18 protein-coding genes and 1 riboswitch are annotated in these 15,823 nt (G+C 32.7%); of the genes, 9 read left to right on the top strand and 9 right to left on the bottom strand.

Features of this window, described 5'->3' with window-relative positions; genetic code table 11:
• Positions 1-11: 11 nt before the first annotated feature.
• Positions 12-833 (top strand): Cof-type HAD-IIB family hydrolase, encoded by an 822-nt coding sequence (locus AB1J10_RS09160; protein WP_107391249.1) that lies wholly within the window; start codon positions 12-14, stop codon positions 831-833.
• Between the two features lie 89 nt (positions 834-922).
• Here AB1J10_RS09160 and AB1J10_RS09165 read toward each other — a convergent pair whose 3' ends face one another.
• Positions 923-1,345 (bottom strand): universal stress protein, encoded by a 423-nt coding sequence (locus AB1J10_RS09165; protein ID WP_070037261.1) that lies wholly within the window; start codon positions 1,343-1,345, stop codon positions 923-925.
• A 106-nt stretch (positions 1,346-1,451) separates the two neighbouring features.
• Positions 1,452-2,516 carry a quinone-dependent dihydroorotate dehydrogenase gene (locus tag AB1J10_RS09170; RefSeq protein ID WP_107365297.1) on the bottom strand — a complete coding sequence of 355 codons (1,065 nt, stop codon included), beginning with the start codon at positions 2,514-2,516 and terminating at the stop codon, positions 1,452-1,454.
• Positions 2,517-2,721: 205 nt separating this feature from the next.
• On the opposite strand from AB1J10_RS09170, the gene AB1J10_RS09175 reads away from it, so the two are divergent.
• A complete protein-coding gene (locus tag AB1J10_RS09175) occupies positions 2,722-3,579 on the top strand; it encodes a fructosamine kinase family protein (protein ID WP_070658013.1) in 858 nt (285 codons plus the stop codon).
• 211 nt (positions 3,580-3,790) lie between these two features.
• Here AB1J10_RS09175 and AB1J10_RS09180 read toward each other — a convergent pair whose 3' ends face one another.
• Together AB1J10_RS09180 and AB1J10_RS09185 are read right to left on the bottom strand one after the other, a co-directional pair.
• The gene (locus tag AB1J10_RS09180) at positions 3,791-4,024 is read right to left on the bottom strand and encodes a DUF896 domain-containing protein (RefSeq protein WP_046206707.1); all 234 of its coding nucleotides are present in this window, start codon (positions 4,022-4,024) and stop codon (positions 3,791-3,793) included.
• Positions 4,008-4,979, bottom strand: a complete 972-nt coding sequence (locus tag AB1J10_RS09185) for an LLM class oxidoreductase (protein ID WP_046206708.1) — start codon at positions 4,977-4,979, stop codon at positions 4,008-4,010. The genes AB1J10_RS09180 and AB1J10_RS09185 overlap by 17 nt, the downstream gene beginning before the upstream one ends.
• A gap of 303 nt (positions 4,980-5,282) precedes the next feature.
• Between AB1J10_RS09185 and AB1J10_RS09190 the strand changes: the two genes are divergently transcribed.
• Positions 5,283-6,050, top strand: coding sequence for a trypsin-like serine peptidase (locus AB1J10_RS09190; protein ID WP_080937841.1), 768 nt, complete (start codon positions 5,283-5,285; stop codon positions 6,048-6,050).
• 125 nt (positions 6,051-6,175) lie between these two features.
• Here AB1J10_RS09190 and AB1J10_RS09195 read toward each other — a convergent pair whose 3' ends face one another.
• The 3 genes from AB1J10_RS09195 to AB1J10_RS09205 all read right to left on the bottom strand — a co-directional run bounded on the left by AB1J10_RS09195 (position 6,176) and on the right by AB1J10_RS09205 (position 7,798).
• The gene (locus tag AB1J10_RS09195; RefSeq protein ID WP_103161494.1) at positions 6,176-6,745 is read right to left on the bottom strand and encodes a TetR/AcrR family transcriptional regulator; all 570 of its coding nucleotides are present in this window, start codon (positions 6,743-6,745) and stop codon (positions 6,176-6,178) included.
• Positions 6,746-6,833: 88 nt separating this feature from the next.
• Positions 6,834-7,370, bottom strand: a complete 537-nt coding sequence (locus AB1J10_RS09200; RefSeq protein WP_239991574.1) for a multidrug resistance efflux transporter family protein — start codon at positions 7,368-7,370, stop codon at positions 6,834-6,836.
• A gap of 14 nt (positions 7,371-7,384) precedes the next feature.
• Complete coding sequence (locus AB1J10_RS09205) at positions 7,385-7,798, bottom strand: multidrug resistance efflux transporter family protein (protein WP_239991575.1); 414 nt, start codon at positions 7,796-7,798, stop codon at positions 7,385-7,387.
• Between the two features lie 306 nt (positions 7,799-8,104).
• Between AB1J10_RS09205 and AB1J10_RS09210 the strand changes: the two genes are divergently transcribed.
• Together AB1J10_RS09210 and AB1J10_RS09215 are read left to right on the top strand one after the other, a co-directional pair.
• Positions 8,105-9,043, top strand: a complete 939-nt coding sequence (locus AB1J10_RS09210) for a nucleoside hydrolase (RefSeq protein WP_204985094.1) — start codon at positions 8,105-8,107, stop codon at positions 9,041-9,043.
• 391 nt (positions 9,044-9,434) lie between these two features.
• Entirely contained in the window at positions 9,435-9,992 is a 558-nt protein-coding gene (locus AB1J10_RS09215) for a M23 family metallopeptidase (RefSeq protein WP_369003106.1), read from the top strand.
• Between the two features lie 139 nt (positions 9,993-10,131).
• Here the strand turns inward: AB1J10_RS09215 and AB1J10_RS09220 are convergent, their stop codons facing one another.
• Together AB1J10_RS09220 and AB1J10_RS09225 are read right to left on the bottom strand one after the other, a co-directional pair.
• Complete coding sequence (locus AB1J10_RS09220; RefSeq protein WP_046206712.1) at positions 10,132-10,797, bottom strand: DNA-3-methyladenine glycosylase family protein; 666 nt, start codon at positions 10,795-10,797, stop codon at positions 10,132-10,134.
• Between the two features lie 12 nt (positions 10,798-10,809).
• A complete protein-coding gene (locus tag AB1J10_RS09225; protein ID WP_107365370.1) occupies positions 10,810-11,163 on the bottom strand; it encodes a DUF488 domain-containing protein in 354 nt (117 codons plus the stop codon).
• A 142-nt stretch (positions 11,164-11,305) separates the two neighbouring features.
• Between AB1J10_RS09225 and AB1J10_RS09230 the strand changes: the two genes are divergently transcribed.
• The 4 genes from AB1J10_RS09230 to AB1J10_RS09245 all read left to right on the top strand — a co-directional run bounded on the left by AB1J10_RS09230 (position 11,306) and on the right by AB1J10_RS09245 (position 15,814).
• The gene (locus AB1J10_RS09230) at positions 11,306-11,737 is read left to right on the top strand and encodes a 6-pyruvoyl trahydropterin synthase family protein (RefSeq protein WP_046206714.1); all 432 of its coding nucleotides are present in this window, start codon (positions 11,306-11,308) and stop codon (positions 11,735-11,737) included.
• A gap of 315 nt (positions 11,738-12,052) precedes the next feature.
• Complete coding sequence (locus AB1J10_RS09235; RefSeq protein ID WP_046206715.1) at positions 12,053-13,096, top strand: PTS transporter subunit IIC; 1,044 nt, start codon at positions 12,053-12,055, stop codon at positions 13,094-13,096.
• A 512-nt stretch (positions 13,097-13,608) separates the two neighbouring features.
• Positions 13,609-14,349: a hypothetical protein gene (locus tag AB1J10_RS09240; protein ID WP_064209228.1), complete on the top strand. Its 741-nt coding sequence runs from the start codon at positions 13,609-13,611 to the stop codon at positions 14,347-14,349.
• Between the two features lie 126 nt (positions 14,350-14,475).
• Positions 14,476-14,588, top strand: a riboswitch (SAM riboswitch).
• 62 nt (positions 14,589-14,650) lie between these two features.
• Positions 14,651-15,814 carry an aminotransferase class I/II-fold pyridoxal phosphate-dependent enzyme gene (locus AB1J10_RS09245; protein WP_070658009.1) on the top strand — a complete coding sequence of 388 codons (1,164 nt, stop codon included), beginning with the start codon at positions 14,651-14,653 and terminating at the stop codon, positions 15,812-15,814.
• The last annotated feature ends 9 nt before the right edge of the window (positions 15,815-15,823 follow it).

The following is a 15,823-nucleotide window of genomic DNA, read 5'->3' on the forward strand; positions in this document are numbered from 1 at the left end:
AGGTGTAACATTTGATAAAAGCAATAGCGGTAGATAAAGATGGTACTTTTTTTAAATCTGATAATACCTTTGATGAAGCTTATTTCAATAAAATTTTTAAAAGCATGATGGACAGGGATATGAAATTTATCATTGCTAGTGGAAACCAATATGCGCAATTGCGTTCGTTTTTTCCTGACAAAGATCATCAGATAGCATATATAGCCGAAAATGGTGCAGTGACGTATCAAAATAACAAGTTAGAAGCGGCTGAATATTTTGATCAACAATTGGTATTTGACGTTTTGAATTTGATCATTAATCATTATCATATTGAAGATATTGTGTTAAGCGGGGTTAAAACGGCTTATGTATTAGAAAGTGTGAGTAACGACTTTTTATCATTTTTATATAAATATTATTTTAATATAACAAAAGTTACAGACTTTAACACAATTAATCAAGATAAACTTGTTAAAATTGCGCTTAGAATTAAAGACCCACTACTTTTAGATGAAGTGATGAGAGGCTTGACTGAACAATACGGAGAAGAAATAAAGCCAGTAACGAGTGGAAATGATAGTCTAGATTTAATATTACCTAAAGTGAATAAAGGTGTGGCGATTAAAACACTTTTAGATAAATGGAAGATTCAACCTCATGAATTGATGGCTTTTGGAGATGCAAATAATGATATAGAAATGTTAGCTATGACGCCAAATAGTTATGCAATGGCTGAATGTAGTCCAGAAGTGGCTGAAGTCGCAAATTACAAAGCACCATCTAATGATGAATCAGGTGTGTTGCAAGTCATTGAACGATATTTAAAACAAGCTAACAATATGACAAACTAAAACAACGACAAAAAACTCATTATTCCATTACGACATATCCTTACGAGAGATTTGTTAACAGAATAATGAGTTTTATTAATGGTGTAACATTATTTTATAATAAGTACAGGAATATTTGCGCTATTAGCGATTTTATGAGTAACATTACCTAGTACATTTTTTATGTCTGGTTTGGCACGTTTATTACTCATAACGACGATATCATAGTTGTTTTCTTCGATTTCATTTAATATTTCTTGTTTAATGTAGCCAGAACGAAACTTCACTTGGATTTTTAAGCCGAGTGATTCTAGTTTTTCTACAAAAGGTGATATCTCTTTGCCTTTTTCTTCAGCTAATTCTTCAAAATGTTTGCCATCATAGCGAACTGAGGTTTGTAAATCACCTTCAGGTATCACGTTGAAAATAGTGATTTTTGCATTATCAACACCAGTAGTTAAATTTTGTAATTCTTGGGGAACATTATTAAAAGAATTATCAAAGTCATATGCTAACAATATATTTTTATACATTTTAGCGCCTCCTTCAGTAATTATTTACCCTATATAATAAAAAATTATCATAATTTCACTATTAATATTTTACAATAAATAATTCGATTAGAAAAACTAAAATATTTTACACATCTAATCCTATGATATCACTGACATGATTATATCCATTGTTTTGCAAATATTGTACGAGTTGTTTGTTCATCTTTTTAGTTAATCCGGGGCCTTCAAATACGAGAGAACTATAAATTTGCACCAATGTTGCACCATGACGTAACATTTTGATGACATCATTCACTGTAGAAATACCGCCCGTACCAATGATTAAAAACTGCCCCTGCGTTTCCCTATATGCTTGTGCAATAAGTTTTAAATTACGTTCGAATAAAGGTTTACCACTTAACCCACCGGTTTCTTTTTGATTAATGGAGTGTAACTGTTCACGTTTTTGCGTAGTGTTAGCTAAAATGATGCCATCAAACGTTTGTGTGATGGGTTTAAGCATTTGTGATAAACCTTCTGGACTAAGATCAGATGTTAATTTAATGAAAATAGGTACATCTAGTTCATGCTGGATTTTGTAATTTTGTATAGCAGAACATAATTGAGAAAATTCATTTTTATCATGAAAACTTTGTAAGTTTTCCGTGTTAGGCGAACTGATATTAACAGTGAAAAATGTAACGTCATTTTTAAATGTGTCGATGACTTTTATATAATCTTGATAACGTGATTCATATGGTGTTGTTTTATTTACACCTACATTTATACCAATAGGTGTATGGTAACTAAATTTTCTTAAGTTGCTCAATGCTTTGTTCATACCTAAATTGTTGAATCCCATACGATTGATCAGAGCATGGTCCTCTACTAAACGATACATGCGTGGTTTAGCATTGCCAGGTTGTGGTTTAGGTGTTATTCCGCCTAATTCTAAAGCACCAAAACCTACTTTATCTAATGCTTTAGGAACTTCACAAGATTTATCAAATCCTGCAGCTAATCCAATTGGATTTTCAAAATGAATCCCTTTCATATTTTGCGATAATATCGGATGTTGATAATGAAATAATTTTTCAAGTATCGGCAACAATTTAGTATGCTTTTGTGGGATTTTAAGAGCATTTATCGTCATGCCATGCGCCTTTTCAGGGTCTAATTGAAATAATATAGGTTTAATTAACTTGTACATGTTGTCATCGCTCCATTTGTTTAAATTAGTAGTAGATGAAATGATTTGTCTTTAATAGACTAGCATTTTAGCATTCATATGCCTAGTGTAAATAAGTAATGTTAATACAACCTTCAAATTATTGGGGAAGACATTGATTTTGATTAAATTTTATATTAAACGGTAATAGTATAATTGTGTGATGGAATGATGGAGGGATAATATTATGAAAACACAATGGCAATCACAACTACCATTAGACAACATACGGTCTATCGTACCAGTAAGTGGTGGAGACGTTAACGAAGCATATAGAGTAGAAACATCTCAATCACCATATTTTTTATTAGTACAGCGTCAGAGAAGTAAAGATTTTTTTGCTGCAGAAGTCGCTGGGCTCAATTTGTTTGAGAAATCTGGCATCACTGCGCCAATCGTTATTGATAGTGGTGAAATCGATGGTGATGCCTATCTGTTGCTAAGCTTTTTAAATGAAGGAACACAAGGAAGCCAAGCCGAGCTTGGAGCCTTGGTGGCTAAAATGCATCAACAACAGCAGCCAGATGGTAAGTTTGGCTTTGATTTACCATATGAAGGTGGTGATGTATCGTTTAATAATAATTGGTCAGACAGTTGGATGACTATATTTGTTGAACGACGTTTAGATCATTTAAAAGATAGATTGGTAGATCAAGGTCTATGGATAGAGGATGATGTAAAAACTTATCATAAAGTGAGAGAAAAAATTGTAAGTTCATTAAGGGATCATACGAGTAAACCATCATTATTGCACGGTGATTTATGGGGTGGTAACTATATGTTCTTAGAAAATGGCCAACCTGCATTGTTTGATCCGGCGCCACTATATGGTGATAGAGAGTTTGATTTAGGTATAACCACTGTGTTCGGTGGTTTTACTCAAACTTTTTATGATGCTTATAATAAGCATTATCCTTTAAGTAAAGGTGCGAATCAGCGATTAGAATTTTATCGTTTATATTTATTAATGGTGCATTTATTAAAATTTGGAAGTATGTATGCAGGCAGTGTAGATCGCTCCATGGAAAACATATTAAATGGTTAAACATGATAAAGATGATTTTCTATTGTTATAAAGTGATGTGGCACATTGTATTCACGATGAATATACAATTTTTAAAAATGAAATAGACGGTAATAGTCATTTAGAATGATGAGATATAAAATTAAATATGATGAACTGAATCATTAGTATATTTCAATCTAATTGATATAAAGAAAACCCGTTAAGCATTTGCTGCTTGACGGGTTTCTTATTAATCCAAATTTAGCGTGCCCATTTCTTCACGCAATTTATAAACTTTATCAGGCGTAACATCTTCACCTAAAGGATCCACAACTTTTAAAGTGGAAAATGTGTTAACGACTTGGCCACGAATCATTTGAAGATATTCTTGTCTTAATACTTGCTGTTCTTGTTTTTCTTCTACAGTCAAAGGCTGTACTTTTTCTTTATTTGCTAATTGGTTAATTCTATCTAGTAGTTTCATAAATTTTGTCCTCCTGTAAATGTCGAGGTGGAAAGTGTGGGATTATTTCATTGCCGACCTCTGTTAATATATCTTTATAAGTTCTGTCGTTGGTTATAAACTGCAACATGATATGATTGGTTCCGATGCGTTCGTACGCTTTTAGGATGTTTAACAAAGTGTTTCTTCCTAAGCGATAACCACCTTTAACTGGTTTTACAAGTTCATTTGGATTCGCTGATAAATCAATGACTAAAGGATGCATAAATGGTTTGAATGTTTCATTTTGATGCCATTGCTGTAATAATGCCTTTTGTTGTTGGAATGGTTGAGGATAAAATAGCCACCCATCCAAATGCGTTTTTAACCAATCTATATGCTGTTTGGCGTATCCTGTTGCGAAAATTGGAATATGCTTATGCTTTGGTAATACTTGTAGACCAGAATCTTCATACAGTTCAAATAAATGATTTGACGTTTGTGGTGATGATGATTGCCATAGTTCTTTTAAAGATGATACAGCTGATTGAAAATGTTGACTTAGCTCATTCGGATTGATTTTAAAAGTTGGAAATTCAAATTGCCGATCTCCAGTAGCAATCCCTAATAATAATCGCTCGTTTGATATTAAATCAAGAGAAGCAGATGCTTTAGCTATATGCACAGGATGACGTAATGTTGCAACAATACTAGATGTTCCGAGAGCGATTTTGGATGTGTTGGCAGCGATAAAAGTTAAAAATACAAACGGATCGTAGTTTGTCGTTACATTACCAAGATGCGGACTATATAAAGGACTATCTCGCACAAATAAGCTTGTGAATCCAAGTCTTTCAGCATATTGAACTAATGCTATTTGTTGATCAAACGGCAATGCGATATTTTCAGAATCGTCAAAGGGTAACATTAATCCTAAGGTTAAATGTTCCTGTTGAAAAGTTCGTTTGAAACCATTGTGTGTTTGAATTGTTGTCACGTCTATCCCTCCTCTTCAATCATATTAAACAACGATTGTAAACTAAGAAACATCTGTTGTTTAGATTGATTATATGTCACGACTTATTATAATGCAAACAACATGTTTATAGATTCATTGTATAAACAACAACGTGAGCAATATGTTGTTTAAGTTATTTAGTTAATGTCCCAATGATTGTTGAATTTGTGAATGAATATTAACGATTTATAAAATCATAATGAAACATTAATGATTATTGATTAAAATCTTAAAATTCTGTAAATTTAAAAAGTAATATCTTTTAAATAGGAGGTACTTTTGTTGAAAAATATTTTAGTTAGCATCGTTATAGGTGTTCTATTATTTTTATCAAGCGCTATCAATGATGAGACGCAAGCACAAACGCAAAATGGAACTTTGCCAGATTCACAACAGAGTAATGAACACAACCAAATAGGTACTGCCACGCCAAGGGTAATGCTACCAGGTGAAAATAGACATCAAATTAAAAATACTCGAACGAGTCATTACCAATCAATTGGCTACATAGAAAAAGGAGAAATGATTGCTACCGGTGTGGTTATTGGTAAAAATACAGTGCTGACGAATAAACATGTAGCGGATAACAATAATGCAAATCTGTCGTTTGCGCCCGCTGCTGAAAATGAAAATAGTTTTCCGTACGGTACTTTTAAGGCAAAAGAAGTGATAGCATATCCTGGTGATGCTGACTTAGTAGTTATTCATTTTAATAAAAACAGTGAAGGACAATCGGTTGGTGATGTTGTGACACCTGCCACTATTGGAGAATCTACCACTGTGTCGAGCAATGAGCCAATAACAGTTACTGGTTATCCAGGTGACAAACCTTTAGCAACGATGTGGGAAAGTTCCGGTAAAGTCAAAAGTAATAATGATAACATATTGACGTATAGTGCTAGCACATTTGGTGGGAATTCAGGCTCACCTGTCTTTAATGATAATAATGAACTAATCGGCCTACATTACGGAGGAGTGGAAGGAGAAAGCAATAATGCAGTGGCGATAACAGGTGAAGTATTAGAATTTATCAAGAAACACAATGTTTAAACAATTGTTGTACTCAAATATATTATCCCCCTCGTGATAATAAAGTTATGGTAACTGATGGTTTAACGAGGGGGTGAATGTTTACAGAACAACTATTTTCATTGTCTAAACTCATTGTATGTGAATTATTTTTGTTTTGAAAGTTGTGATGTAATGAAGGGTAATGACTTGTTGATATACGTTTCAGCAGGCAATTTACTTGAATGAAACCAATGTTTGGCAATGCCGTATAACCCCCATGAAAGAAAACGTGCACTTGTAGCAAGCGTTTCTCTATCTATATCTTTGTGTTCATCAGACATTAATTTTAAAAAAATATCTTCTAATTCTTCTTTAATTCTTTTTTCGACAATTTCACCATATGCTTCACTGTTTAGACGGCACTCTTCGTGCGTATCTTGAATATAGCTAGTGATTGTAATAAAACATTGACACAATGCATTTTCATTTAATTCTGCAACCATACTGAGTGATTGATTTAAATTTTTTAAGATTGTTTCAGACAATGTATAATCCATAATGTCATATTTATCGTAAAAATGAGCATAAAAAGTAGCGCGATTGACAGTAGCACGTTCGGTGATATCTTTAACTGTAATCGATACTAACTTTTTTTCTTTTGCAATTTCACGAAAAGCATCCATTAATAATTTCTTTGTTCTTATAATACGGGGATCTATATGAGTATGATTCAATTGATTACACCTCTATATTTGTTATTAGCATCAGACAAATTATCTTGCTTTACGCACAAGTTGTCAATAAACATAACTGACTATAACATTATTTTATTTCTATTTTACGATTATTTATTTTACTATTTAAAAAACAATAGATAATGATACCAAATGTGATGATCATAATACCAACGATACTCAATATATTTGGTAACGCTAAACCTAAAAGTAACATTTCACCAATTAATGTAAAAACGATTTCCATCGCTTGTGTTGCTTCAACTGCAGCTAACTTAGTTTGATTGTGTTTTACCATATTTGTAGCATAGAAGAATAATGTTGTTGCGATAATACCAGAGAAAATTGCAACTAAGAAAGTTTGCATGATTTGATTTGAAGATGGCGGTCCTTGCCTAGCCAATCCAATGAGAAAGATGAGCAACCATAATGGTAAGGTGACTAAGGTCATACCATAAATCCGTTCAATCGTATTTAAGTCATTGCCAACAAGCACCATCATTTTACGATTGCCTAATGGATAACAAAATGCCGCAACGATTAACGGTAAAACCGATAATAAAAATATATGCAAGTCTATATTTGAAATGTGTGGTTTTTGTACAATAATAACACCTAGAATCATAATGCTCGATGTAATTAACGGGCGCCATGCGATTCGTTCTCGCACTTTAATTGTAGCTGTATCTTGTTGTATGTGTAGAAAAAAGGAGCAGTGAGAAGGCCGCAAATAATAGTTAATTGCCATGTTGCAGAAATAAGCCAGCCCGGGCTATAATTTGATACAAAAGTTATAGGCACATAGAAAAAGACAAAGGCAAGAGAACTCCACAATAGCCACGCGAAAAAATGTTGTTTAATATGCAACAGAACAACATGATGGCGGGTTTTATGCTTCCCAATAACCATTATTAATAAAAACGGAAACATAAAAATAAAACGTAGTGACGCACTAAAAAGCCAACTTCCGCCGTCGTTAGACATTGCATGGTTTAATATGAATGTAATAGAAAAAAAGAAAGCAGCTAATATACCAATTAAAATTGCTCCCATTTAAGACCACCTCAAGTTGTTTAATGATACTAACTTACCAGTTTTTTTAATTACAGCAAACATAATTCGTACAAATAAGATGATATTTTATAAAAATAAGTGAATTTTCGGAAAAATAAAAAGCGGATGCAATGGAAAAGTAGTATGATAGATTTAACAGTAGTATAAAAAGACAGAGCAATATAATTGAAAGCATGTTGTTGCGATTTAGGTAGTTGTGTTTAATAATAAAATATTAACTTCAAAATGATACTTAGATAAAGTTAGTACAATTTATATTTATATAAGAAGATTGGAGTGTGTTAAATGACTAAAAAAATAATCATGGATTGTGACCCAGGTCATGATGATGCGATAGCATTGATTCTTGCAGGTGCGAAACATAGCACGCTTGATATACTAGCAGTGACCACTGTAGCTGGAAATCAAGCAGTTGAAAAAAACACCAAAAATGCACTTAATGTATTAGAAGTTATGGGAAGACGAGATATCGAAGTATCAGTAGGTGCTTCACGTCCGCTCATAAAACCTGCTTCGTTTGCTTCTGAAATTCACGGAGATTCTGGATTAGATGGACCTAAATTACCAGAAGTACCATCGTTGAAACCAACACAATATCACGCTGCAGATGTAATCATTAAAACATTGAAACAAAGCACTGACCCTGTAACAATTGTAGCAACGGGGCCGCTTACTAACGTTGCTACCGCATTAATTAAAGATCCTAGTATTGCTCAATACATTGATTCTATTACTATCATGGGGGGCGGTACTTTCGGAAATTGGACACCTACTGCTGAATTTAATATCTGGGTAGATGCAGAAGCTGCTACACGTGTATTTGAAAGTGGTATTAACATTAATGTTTTTGGGCTAGACGTGACACATCAAGTTTTAGCAACAGATGAAGTTATTCAAAGATTTAGTGCTATTGATAATAAAATATCCAAATTTGTTGTTGAACTACTAAAATTTTTCAAATCTACGTATAAAACGCATTTTAATATGGATGGCGGTCCTATTCATGATGCGTGTACAATTTTATACTTATTGCAGCCAGACTTATTTACCATGCAACAGACACATATCGACATAGAACATCAAAGTTCACTCACTTACGGTACAATGTCAGTCGACTTAAATAATGTTACAAACAAAGAAAAAAATGCATATTTTGCTACATCAGTAGATGTTGAACGCGTTTGGACTTTGATGGAACATATGTTAGAAAGTTATAACGTGTAATTTAAATGAATAGGTATTGCTTCATAAATTTTGAAGATATTAATATACATCACTTGTAAGAATGTGCGCATTAGCATTTCTTAAATTTTATTAAAATAATAGAAAAGCATAGAGCTTAAATATTTGTCACTGAAAATAAACGTCGGTTTCTAGTAAAATAAATTAGAAATTGACGTTTATTTTACATTAATGGTATCAAGAGATTTTCATATCTGAATTCAATGGATATATGTTTACTAAAAGTGTTTTGATATTTTTGTGCCATTCATTTAGTACGAAAGTATGAGAAGATTTTAAGTTGAATAATTAGCAAAATATAGATGAAAGCATTTATTATGATATTAATATCATAATTTAAAAGGTGAATCAGATAGTGAAAAATACATTTAAAATGATACTATTATTAATTATTGTGTTAGTGCCGTTAATACTATTATTAACAAATATAGATACGGTACAACGATATATAAGAGAAAATTTAGTGCAACAAAATGATGGAAATAAAGATGAAAAAGAAACAGATAGAAGTATTTTTAATATTAGTAGAGAGACAGAATCTTTTGGTGATTATGAATATAATGACTTTGATGGTAAAAACTATGGCATCGACTATGGTATAGCTAAAAACACACCAGTAACTGCCGCAACAGATGGTAAGGTAACTAGGACTTTTGAAAATGAGTTAGGTGGTAAGGTAGTGCAAATTAGGGAAGAAAATGGTGTATACCATCAATGGTATATGCATTTAAATGAATTTAAAGTGGAACCTGGAGACAAAGTTGAAGCTGGAAAAATCATCGCACTTTCTGGTAATACTGGTTCTCAAACTTCAGGACCGCATCTACATTTCCAAAGAATGAAAGGTGGCGTTGGCAACGATTATGCGGAAAACCCAAGAAAATTTATAGAATCATTGCCAAAAGGTGAAAAAAGTTTGTATAAGCAATAAATGTCTAGAAAATATTTTAGCCTATCACGGCACAATTTACCAAATAATGTAATGATAACAATGTGGTAGAACAAAATTATTTTATATAATTTTGTTCTACCATATTGAAGGCATAGTTAGGAACTATAAAATTAACTTATTAAGAAGTTGATTTATCTATAACTGAGTCAATAGAATCGTAATTTAATAAATTTCGATGAATTGCTTCCCACAAGTAAAATGCTCCATATGAAGCATATGGATGCCATTGTTTTGCACAGAGAGTGAGCTGTTTTTTTCTTTCTGCGGTTGAGGTTTGATATAGCCATTGTGCAGCTCTCTGTAAACCTACATCAAAAATGGGCAATATATTTTCGCGTTTTAATGTAAAAATTAAAAATATTTCTGATGTCCAACGACCAATCCCTTTGACCTGTGTTAAAACTTGTTTTACAGTTTTATCATCTAATTCATGTAAATTAGCAAAATCCAATTTATTTTGTTCTATATATGCAAGCAAATTTTGAATATAGTTGATTTTAGTTTTTGAAAGACCAATATGTTTCATTTGTGTTTCCTTCAAACTTAAAATCGATTCAAGGGTCCATTGATTGTGTATAGCATCTGAAAATTTTTGGAAAATTGCTGAAGCGGCAGTATTGGTAATTTGCTGTCCAATGATAGAACGAATTAACGATTTTAGCGGATTGGTACGTAGTGTTATTTCTATGTTGCCAATTTGCTTTATAAGTTTTGCAAGTGTCTCATCTTGATTCATAAGTGTTTGTACAGCCGGATCATTTATATCAATTTGCCACTGAGTCATCGTACTCACACCTTATTGTAATAATTGTTGCAACACAATTGCTTGGTTATGTTGCTCATCTTTTGCACCATATAGCAAAATGACATCTTGCTTACTGTTAGCAATAATATCTTGCAATTCATTAAAAGCTTCTTGTTGTTCCTCATTTTCACGTAATTCTTTCTCGTATTTTTCTTTAAATGCAGCATAAAGTTGAGGATCGTGATTAAACCATTTTCTTAACTCGGCTGTAGGTGCAATATTTTTTAGCCAATGGTCTAAATTGGCCTGATCTTTTGATATACCTCTTGGCCAAACACGGTCTACAAGTACACGAACGCCTTCTTTAAGTGGTTTTTCATAAATGCGTTGTATTTGAATAGTCATAAAATACTCCTTTAATTTGAATTATTTCAATTATTTTTCTATAGCCTAAAATTTAATATTAAAAACATCAGAGGTCTCAGAGGTCATATATTCTACCTTAAAGGGTATAGATAAATATAATGCTGAAAAGGAGATTTTAACTATGACGAATTTTGATCAAGTACAACCACCCGAACAATTTAAATACCGTAGTAATGCAGTGCTTATTAAAAATTATTATGAATTCACTTGTGATAATCGAATATATTTCAGTCAAACAGCACACAAAGATTTAGCAAATCAACATTATAAGTTCGATATTGAAATTTTATCTGAAATAGACGATACCGGATTGGCATTAGATTTTAATGAAGTAGATAAAATATATAATCAAAAAATCGCAACTTATTTGGATGGTCAACTCGTTAATGAAACATTGCCATCAATGAATACAACTGCTGAAAATATTGCCTTTTGGATATGGGAACAATTTGAGCAACACTTGCCAGAGCAAAATACACTACAAAAGCTAGAATTTTTTGAGAATGCAACACAAGGTTTAGTATTGACGCGTGAATTCATGGACGAAAAATAAGGTATGTTAATAACACGGTTTCATCAATAATACGCATGTACTAGAGTATGTTAAATTTTAGCGACAACAAGGTTCAATATCGTTTTGAATAGCAACCAAAGTATACGGATAGACAAGTTCATGCAATAGATATGAATGTCTGTCCGTATTTTGTGTGCAATTTTTGTGATTTGTAAGCATACTGTAGAGTTGGAAAATTTTGAGAATATACTTAACTACATTTTTAATTTGAAATGGAAAATTTTACATAAATAAATATTCTGAAAATTGCGATAATATGGTATATTTTATTTATCACAACATAGGAGGCACACAATGATTAAAGTAAGTCCGAAACAATTTATTAATAATGTATTATCTGGAGTAGCAATTGCAATTGTTGCTGGGCTCATACCTAATGCTATTTTAGGTGAGGTGTTTAAGCTTTTAGCGCCGAAACATGCCATTTTTGAATCTTTACTACAGGTTGTTTTAGGTATTCAATTTACAGTTCCACTATTGGTAGGTGCTTTGATTGCAATGCGCTTTAGTTTAACGCCTTTAGCGACCGCTGTAGTTGCTAGTTCAGCTTTTGTTGGCAGTGGTGTTGCGCAATTTAAAGATGGCGTATGGGTACTTGCTGGAGTAGGAGACTTAATTAATACAATGATTACAGCAGCAATTGCAGTATTTTTTATATTGGTAATTGGTGAACGTTTTGGTAGTCTCACATTGATTATTTTACCAACCATCGTTGGTGTAATTTCAGGTTTGATTGGTTTGACGTTATTACCATACATACAATTAATTACGACTGGTATCGGTAACTTAGTTAATACATTTACAGAATTACAACCTATCATAATGTCAATGCTTATTGCACTTGTCTTTAGTTTCATCATCATTTCACCAATTTCTACAGTGGCTACAGCATTAGCTATTGGTATTAGTGGTTTAGCAGCAGGTTCAGCCTCATTAGGTATCGTAGCATGTGAAGGAGTTCTCGTGGCAGGTACGATGAAAATAAATCGATCAGGTGTACCTATCACAATATTTTTAGGTGGTGTAAAAATGATGATTCCTAATATGGTTCGACATCCTATCATTTTATTACCTATCTTTACCAATGCGCTAATCACTGGTTTTTTTGGTGCATTGCTAGGTATTGCAGGTACCAAAGAATCTGCAGGTTTTGGTATCATTGGACTCGTTGGGCCAATCAGTGCATTTAGACATATGGAAGCGCCGTTACTACTTAATCTATTATATGTATTTATCGCTTTTTTTGTCGTTCCGTTTATGATAGGTTTCTTAATCCATATGTTCTATATGAAAGTTTTGAAATTATATAATAAGGAAGTATTTAAATTTTTAGCATAAAATAAGCAGATATATGCTTGATTAATGTAATATATTGAAAATACGTATAGTTAAAATGTAAGAGAAAACATTAAAAAAGGCCTCAAATCAAAGGTCTTTTTTAATTTTGTACAAAAAAATTTGCAAGTTTGACCCCAATATATAAAAAATATATCGAAATATATTATTACAGTTATGTAACAAAACGGTTGTTTGTAATTTTTCAGACAATATAAAAAATGAAGTGATTCAAGTGAAAACACTTTTTTATGCCAGTATCTATAAATCATACGAGCAATAATAATTATTTGAGAACGTTGTATAAAATGATTACAAAAGATTGCAATGTTACAAATCAGAATAATTTTTGTAAAGTTTTGTTATGTAAGTGTAATATGTTTGATAAAAATATGTGGTATATTAACTATGGTCAAAAAACAAAACATAAAATTTAAAGAATTTTAGCAAATACGACAAAAAAGTTATCGAAAATATATTTTATTAGAAATTAAATTTGGAGGATTTATTTTATTATGAAAAAATCAATTTTAGCTTCATCATTAGCAGTAGCATTAGGCGTAACAGGATATGCAGCAGCATCTGACAACAATCAAGCTCACGCTTCAGAACAAAACATCGACAAAGCACATTTAGCAGAATTAGCATTAAATGATTCAGCTGAATTAAATCAAAAACCATTACACGCTGGTGCGTATAACTATAATTTTGTACTAGATGGTAACGAGTTTACTTTTACATCAGACGGTAATACATGGTCATGGGAATACCATGCAGTTGGTGCACAAGCTTCAACACCTAACACTACACAAGATGTAAGTTCAGAAGTTAGTGTTAATACAAATGAAAAATCTGCAAGTGAAGTACGTTCACAACAATCATACACTGCTCCAGCAGCAGTAGAAGCACCCAAAGCTTCAGCAACTACAAATGTTAGAACAGCACAAACAAGTGCAGCTACGCAAACATATAAAACAGCTCAAGCATCAGCAGCTTCAACTGGTGGATCAGTTAAAGCACAATTCTTAGCGGCTGGTGGATCAGAAGCTATGTGGAATTCAATTGTAATGCCTGAATCAAGTGGTAATCCAAATGCGGTTAACCCAGCAGGATATAGAGGTTTAGGCCAAACTAAAGAATCATGGGGTACTGGTTCAGTAGCAGATCAAACTAAAGGTATGTTAAACTATGCTAAACAACGTTACGGTTCTGAAGCAGCAGCATTAGAATTCCGTAAAAACCACGGTTGGTGGTAAAATCTATAACGCTGAACGAGTTCTGTTTGGTGATATAGATAAAGAGTGACTCAAGCGAGTCACTCTTTTTTTATATTGACATGTTAGAATATTCTGATAAAATTAATATTAATTTAATTATAAAGTAACTTATCCAGAGAAGTGGAGGGACTTGACCCGTTGAAACTTCAGCAACAGACTTATCTATTATCATAAGTACTGTGCTACATTCAACAAGTAAAATACTTGATAGATAAGTGTCATGTGAGAGCTATATGTCACTTAAGGGGCATATAGTTTTTTATTTTAAGGAGGACTTTTAATGGTAATATCAGATCGATTATCACAAATTCCGGATAGTTACTTTGGCAAAACGATGGGGCGTAAAATAGAGCCTGGTCCTTTGCCATTGATTAATATGGCAGTAGGTATACCTGATGGTGCAACGCCTAAAGGTATTCTTGATTGTTACGCAGAAGCCATCTATAAACCAGAAAATCAAAAATATGTCGCTTTTCATGGGAAAGAAACATTTAAGCAAGCAATCGTGGATTTTTATAAAAGACAATATGAGGTTGAATTAGATAAGGATGAAGAAGTTTGTATCTTATATGGTACGAAAAACGGCTTAGTCGCTTTGCCTACATGCATCGTTAATCCAGGGGAAAATGTGCTGCTTCCTGATCCAGGTTATACAGATTATTTAGCAGGTGTATTATTGGCAGATGCTAAGCCACAACCACTTGTGTTAAAGCCACCTTATTATTTGCCACAATGGCATACGATAGATAAAGATGTCTTATTGAATACGCGCTTAGTTTATCTAACTTATCCAAATAATCCTACAGGTTCAGTTGCTACAAAAGATGTGTTTGATAAAGCAATTAAACAATTTCAAGGCACAAAAACTAAAATTGTTCATGATTTTGCCTACAGTGCATTTGGTTTTGATTATAAAAATCCAAGTATTTTACAATCAAAGGGTGCTAAAAACTTAGCAATAGAAGTTTTCTCTTTATCAAAAGGATATAATATGTCAGGTTTTAGAGTTGGTTTTGCTGTAGGAAACAAAGATATGATACAAGCATTGAAAAAATATCAAACACATACGCACGCTGGTATGTTTGGTGCACTGCAAGATGCGGCTACCTTTGCTTTAAATCACTATGATGATTTCCTCTTGAGTCAAAATGAAATATTTAAAGTTCGTAGAGATAAGTTCACTGCTAAATTGAATGCAGTGGGAATCCCTTTTGAACCCATGAATGGTGGCATATTTTTATGGTTGAAAACCCCTAAACATTATGATGGTGAAACATTTGAAACGTATTTATTAAAAGAAAAATCCATTTTGGTTGCGCCAGGTGTTCCATTTGGTGAACATGGGCGGCACTATGTACGTATTTCATTAGCAGTGGATGATGATAGCTTAATGGAAGCCGCAGAACGCATTCAATCATTAAAACATTTATATGAAGCAGATTAGGAGTGAAAC

Source organism: Staphylococcus cohnii species complex 1663 (assembly GCF_041008415.1).
GTDB lineage: Bacteria > Bacillota > Bacilli > Staphylococcales > Staphylococcaceae > Staphylococcus > Staphylococcus ureilyticus.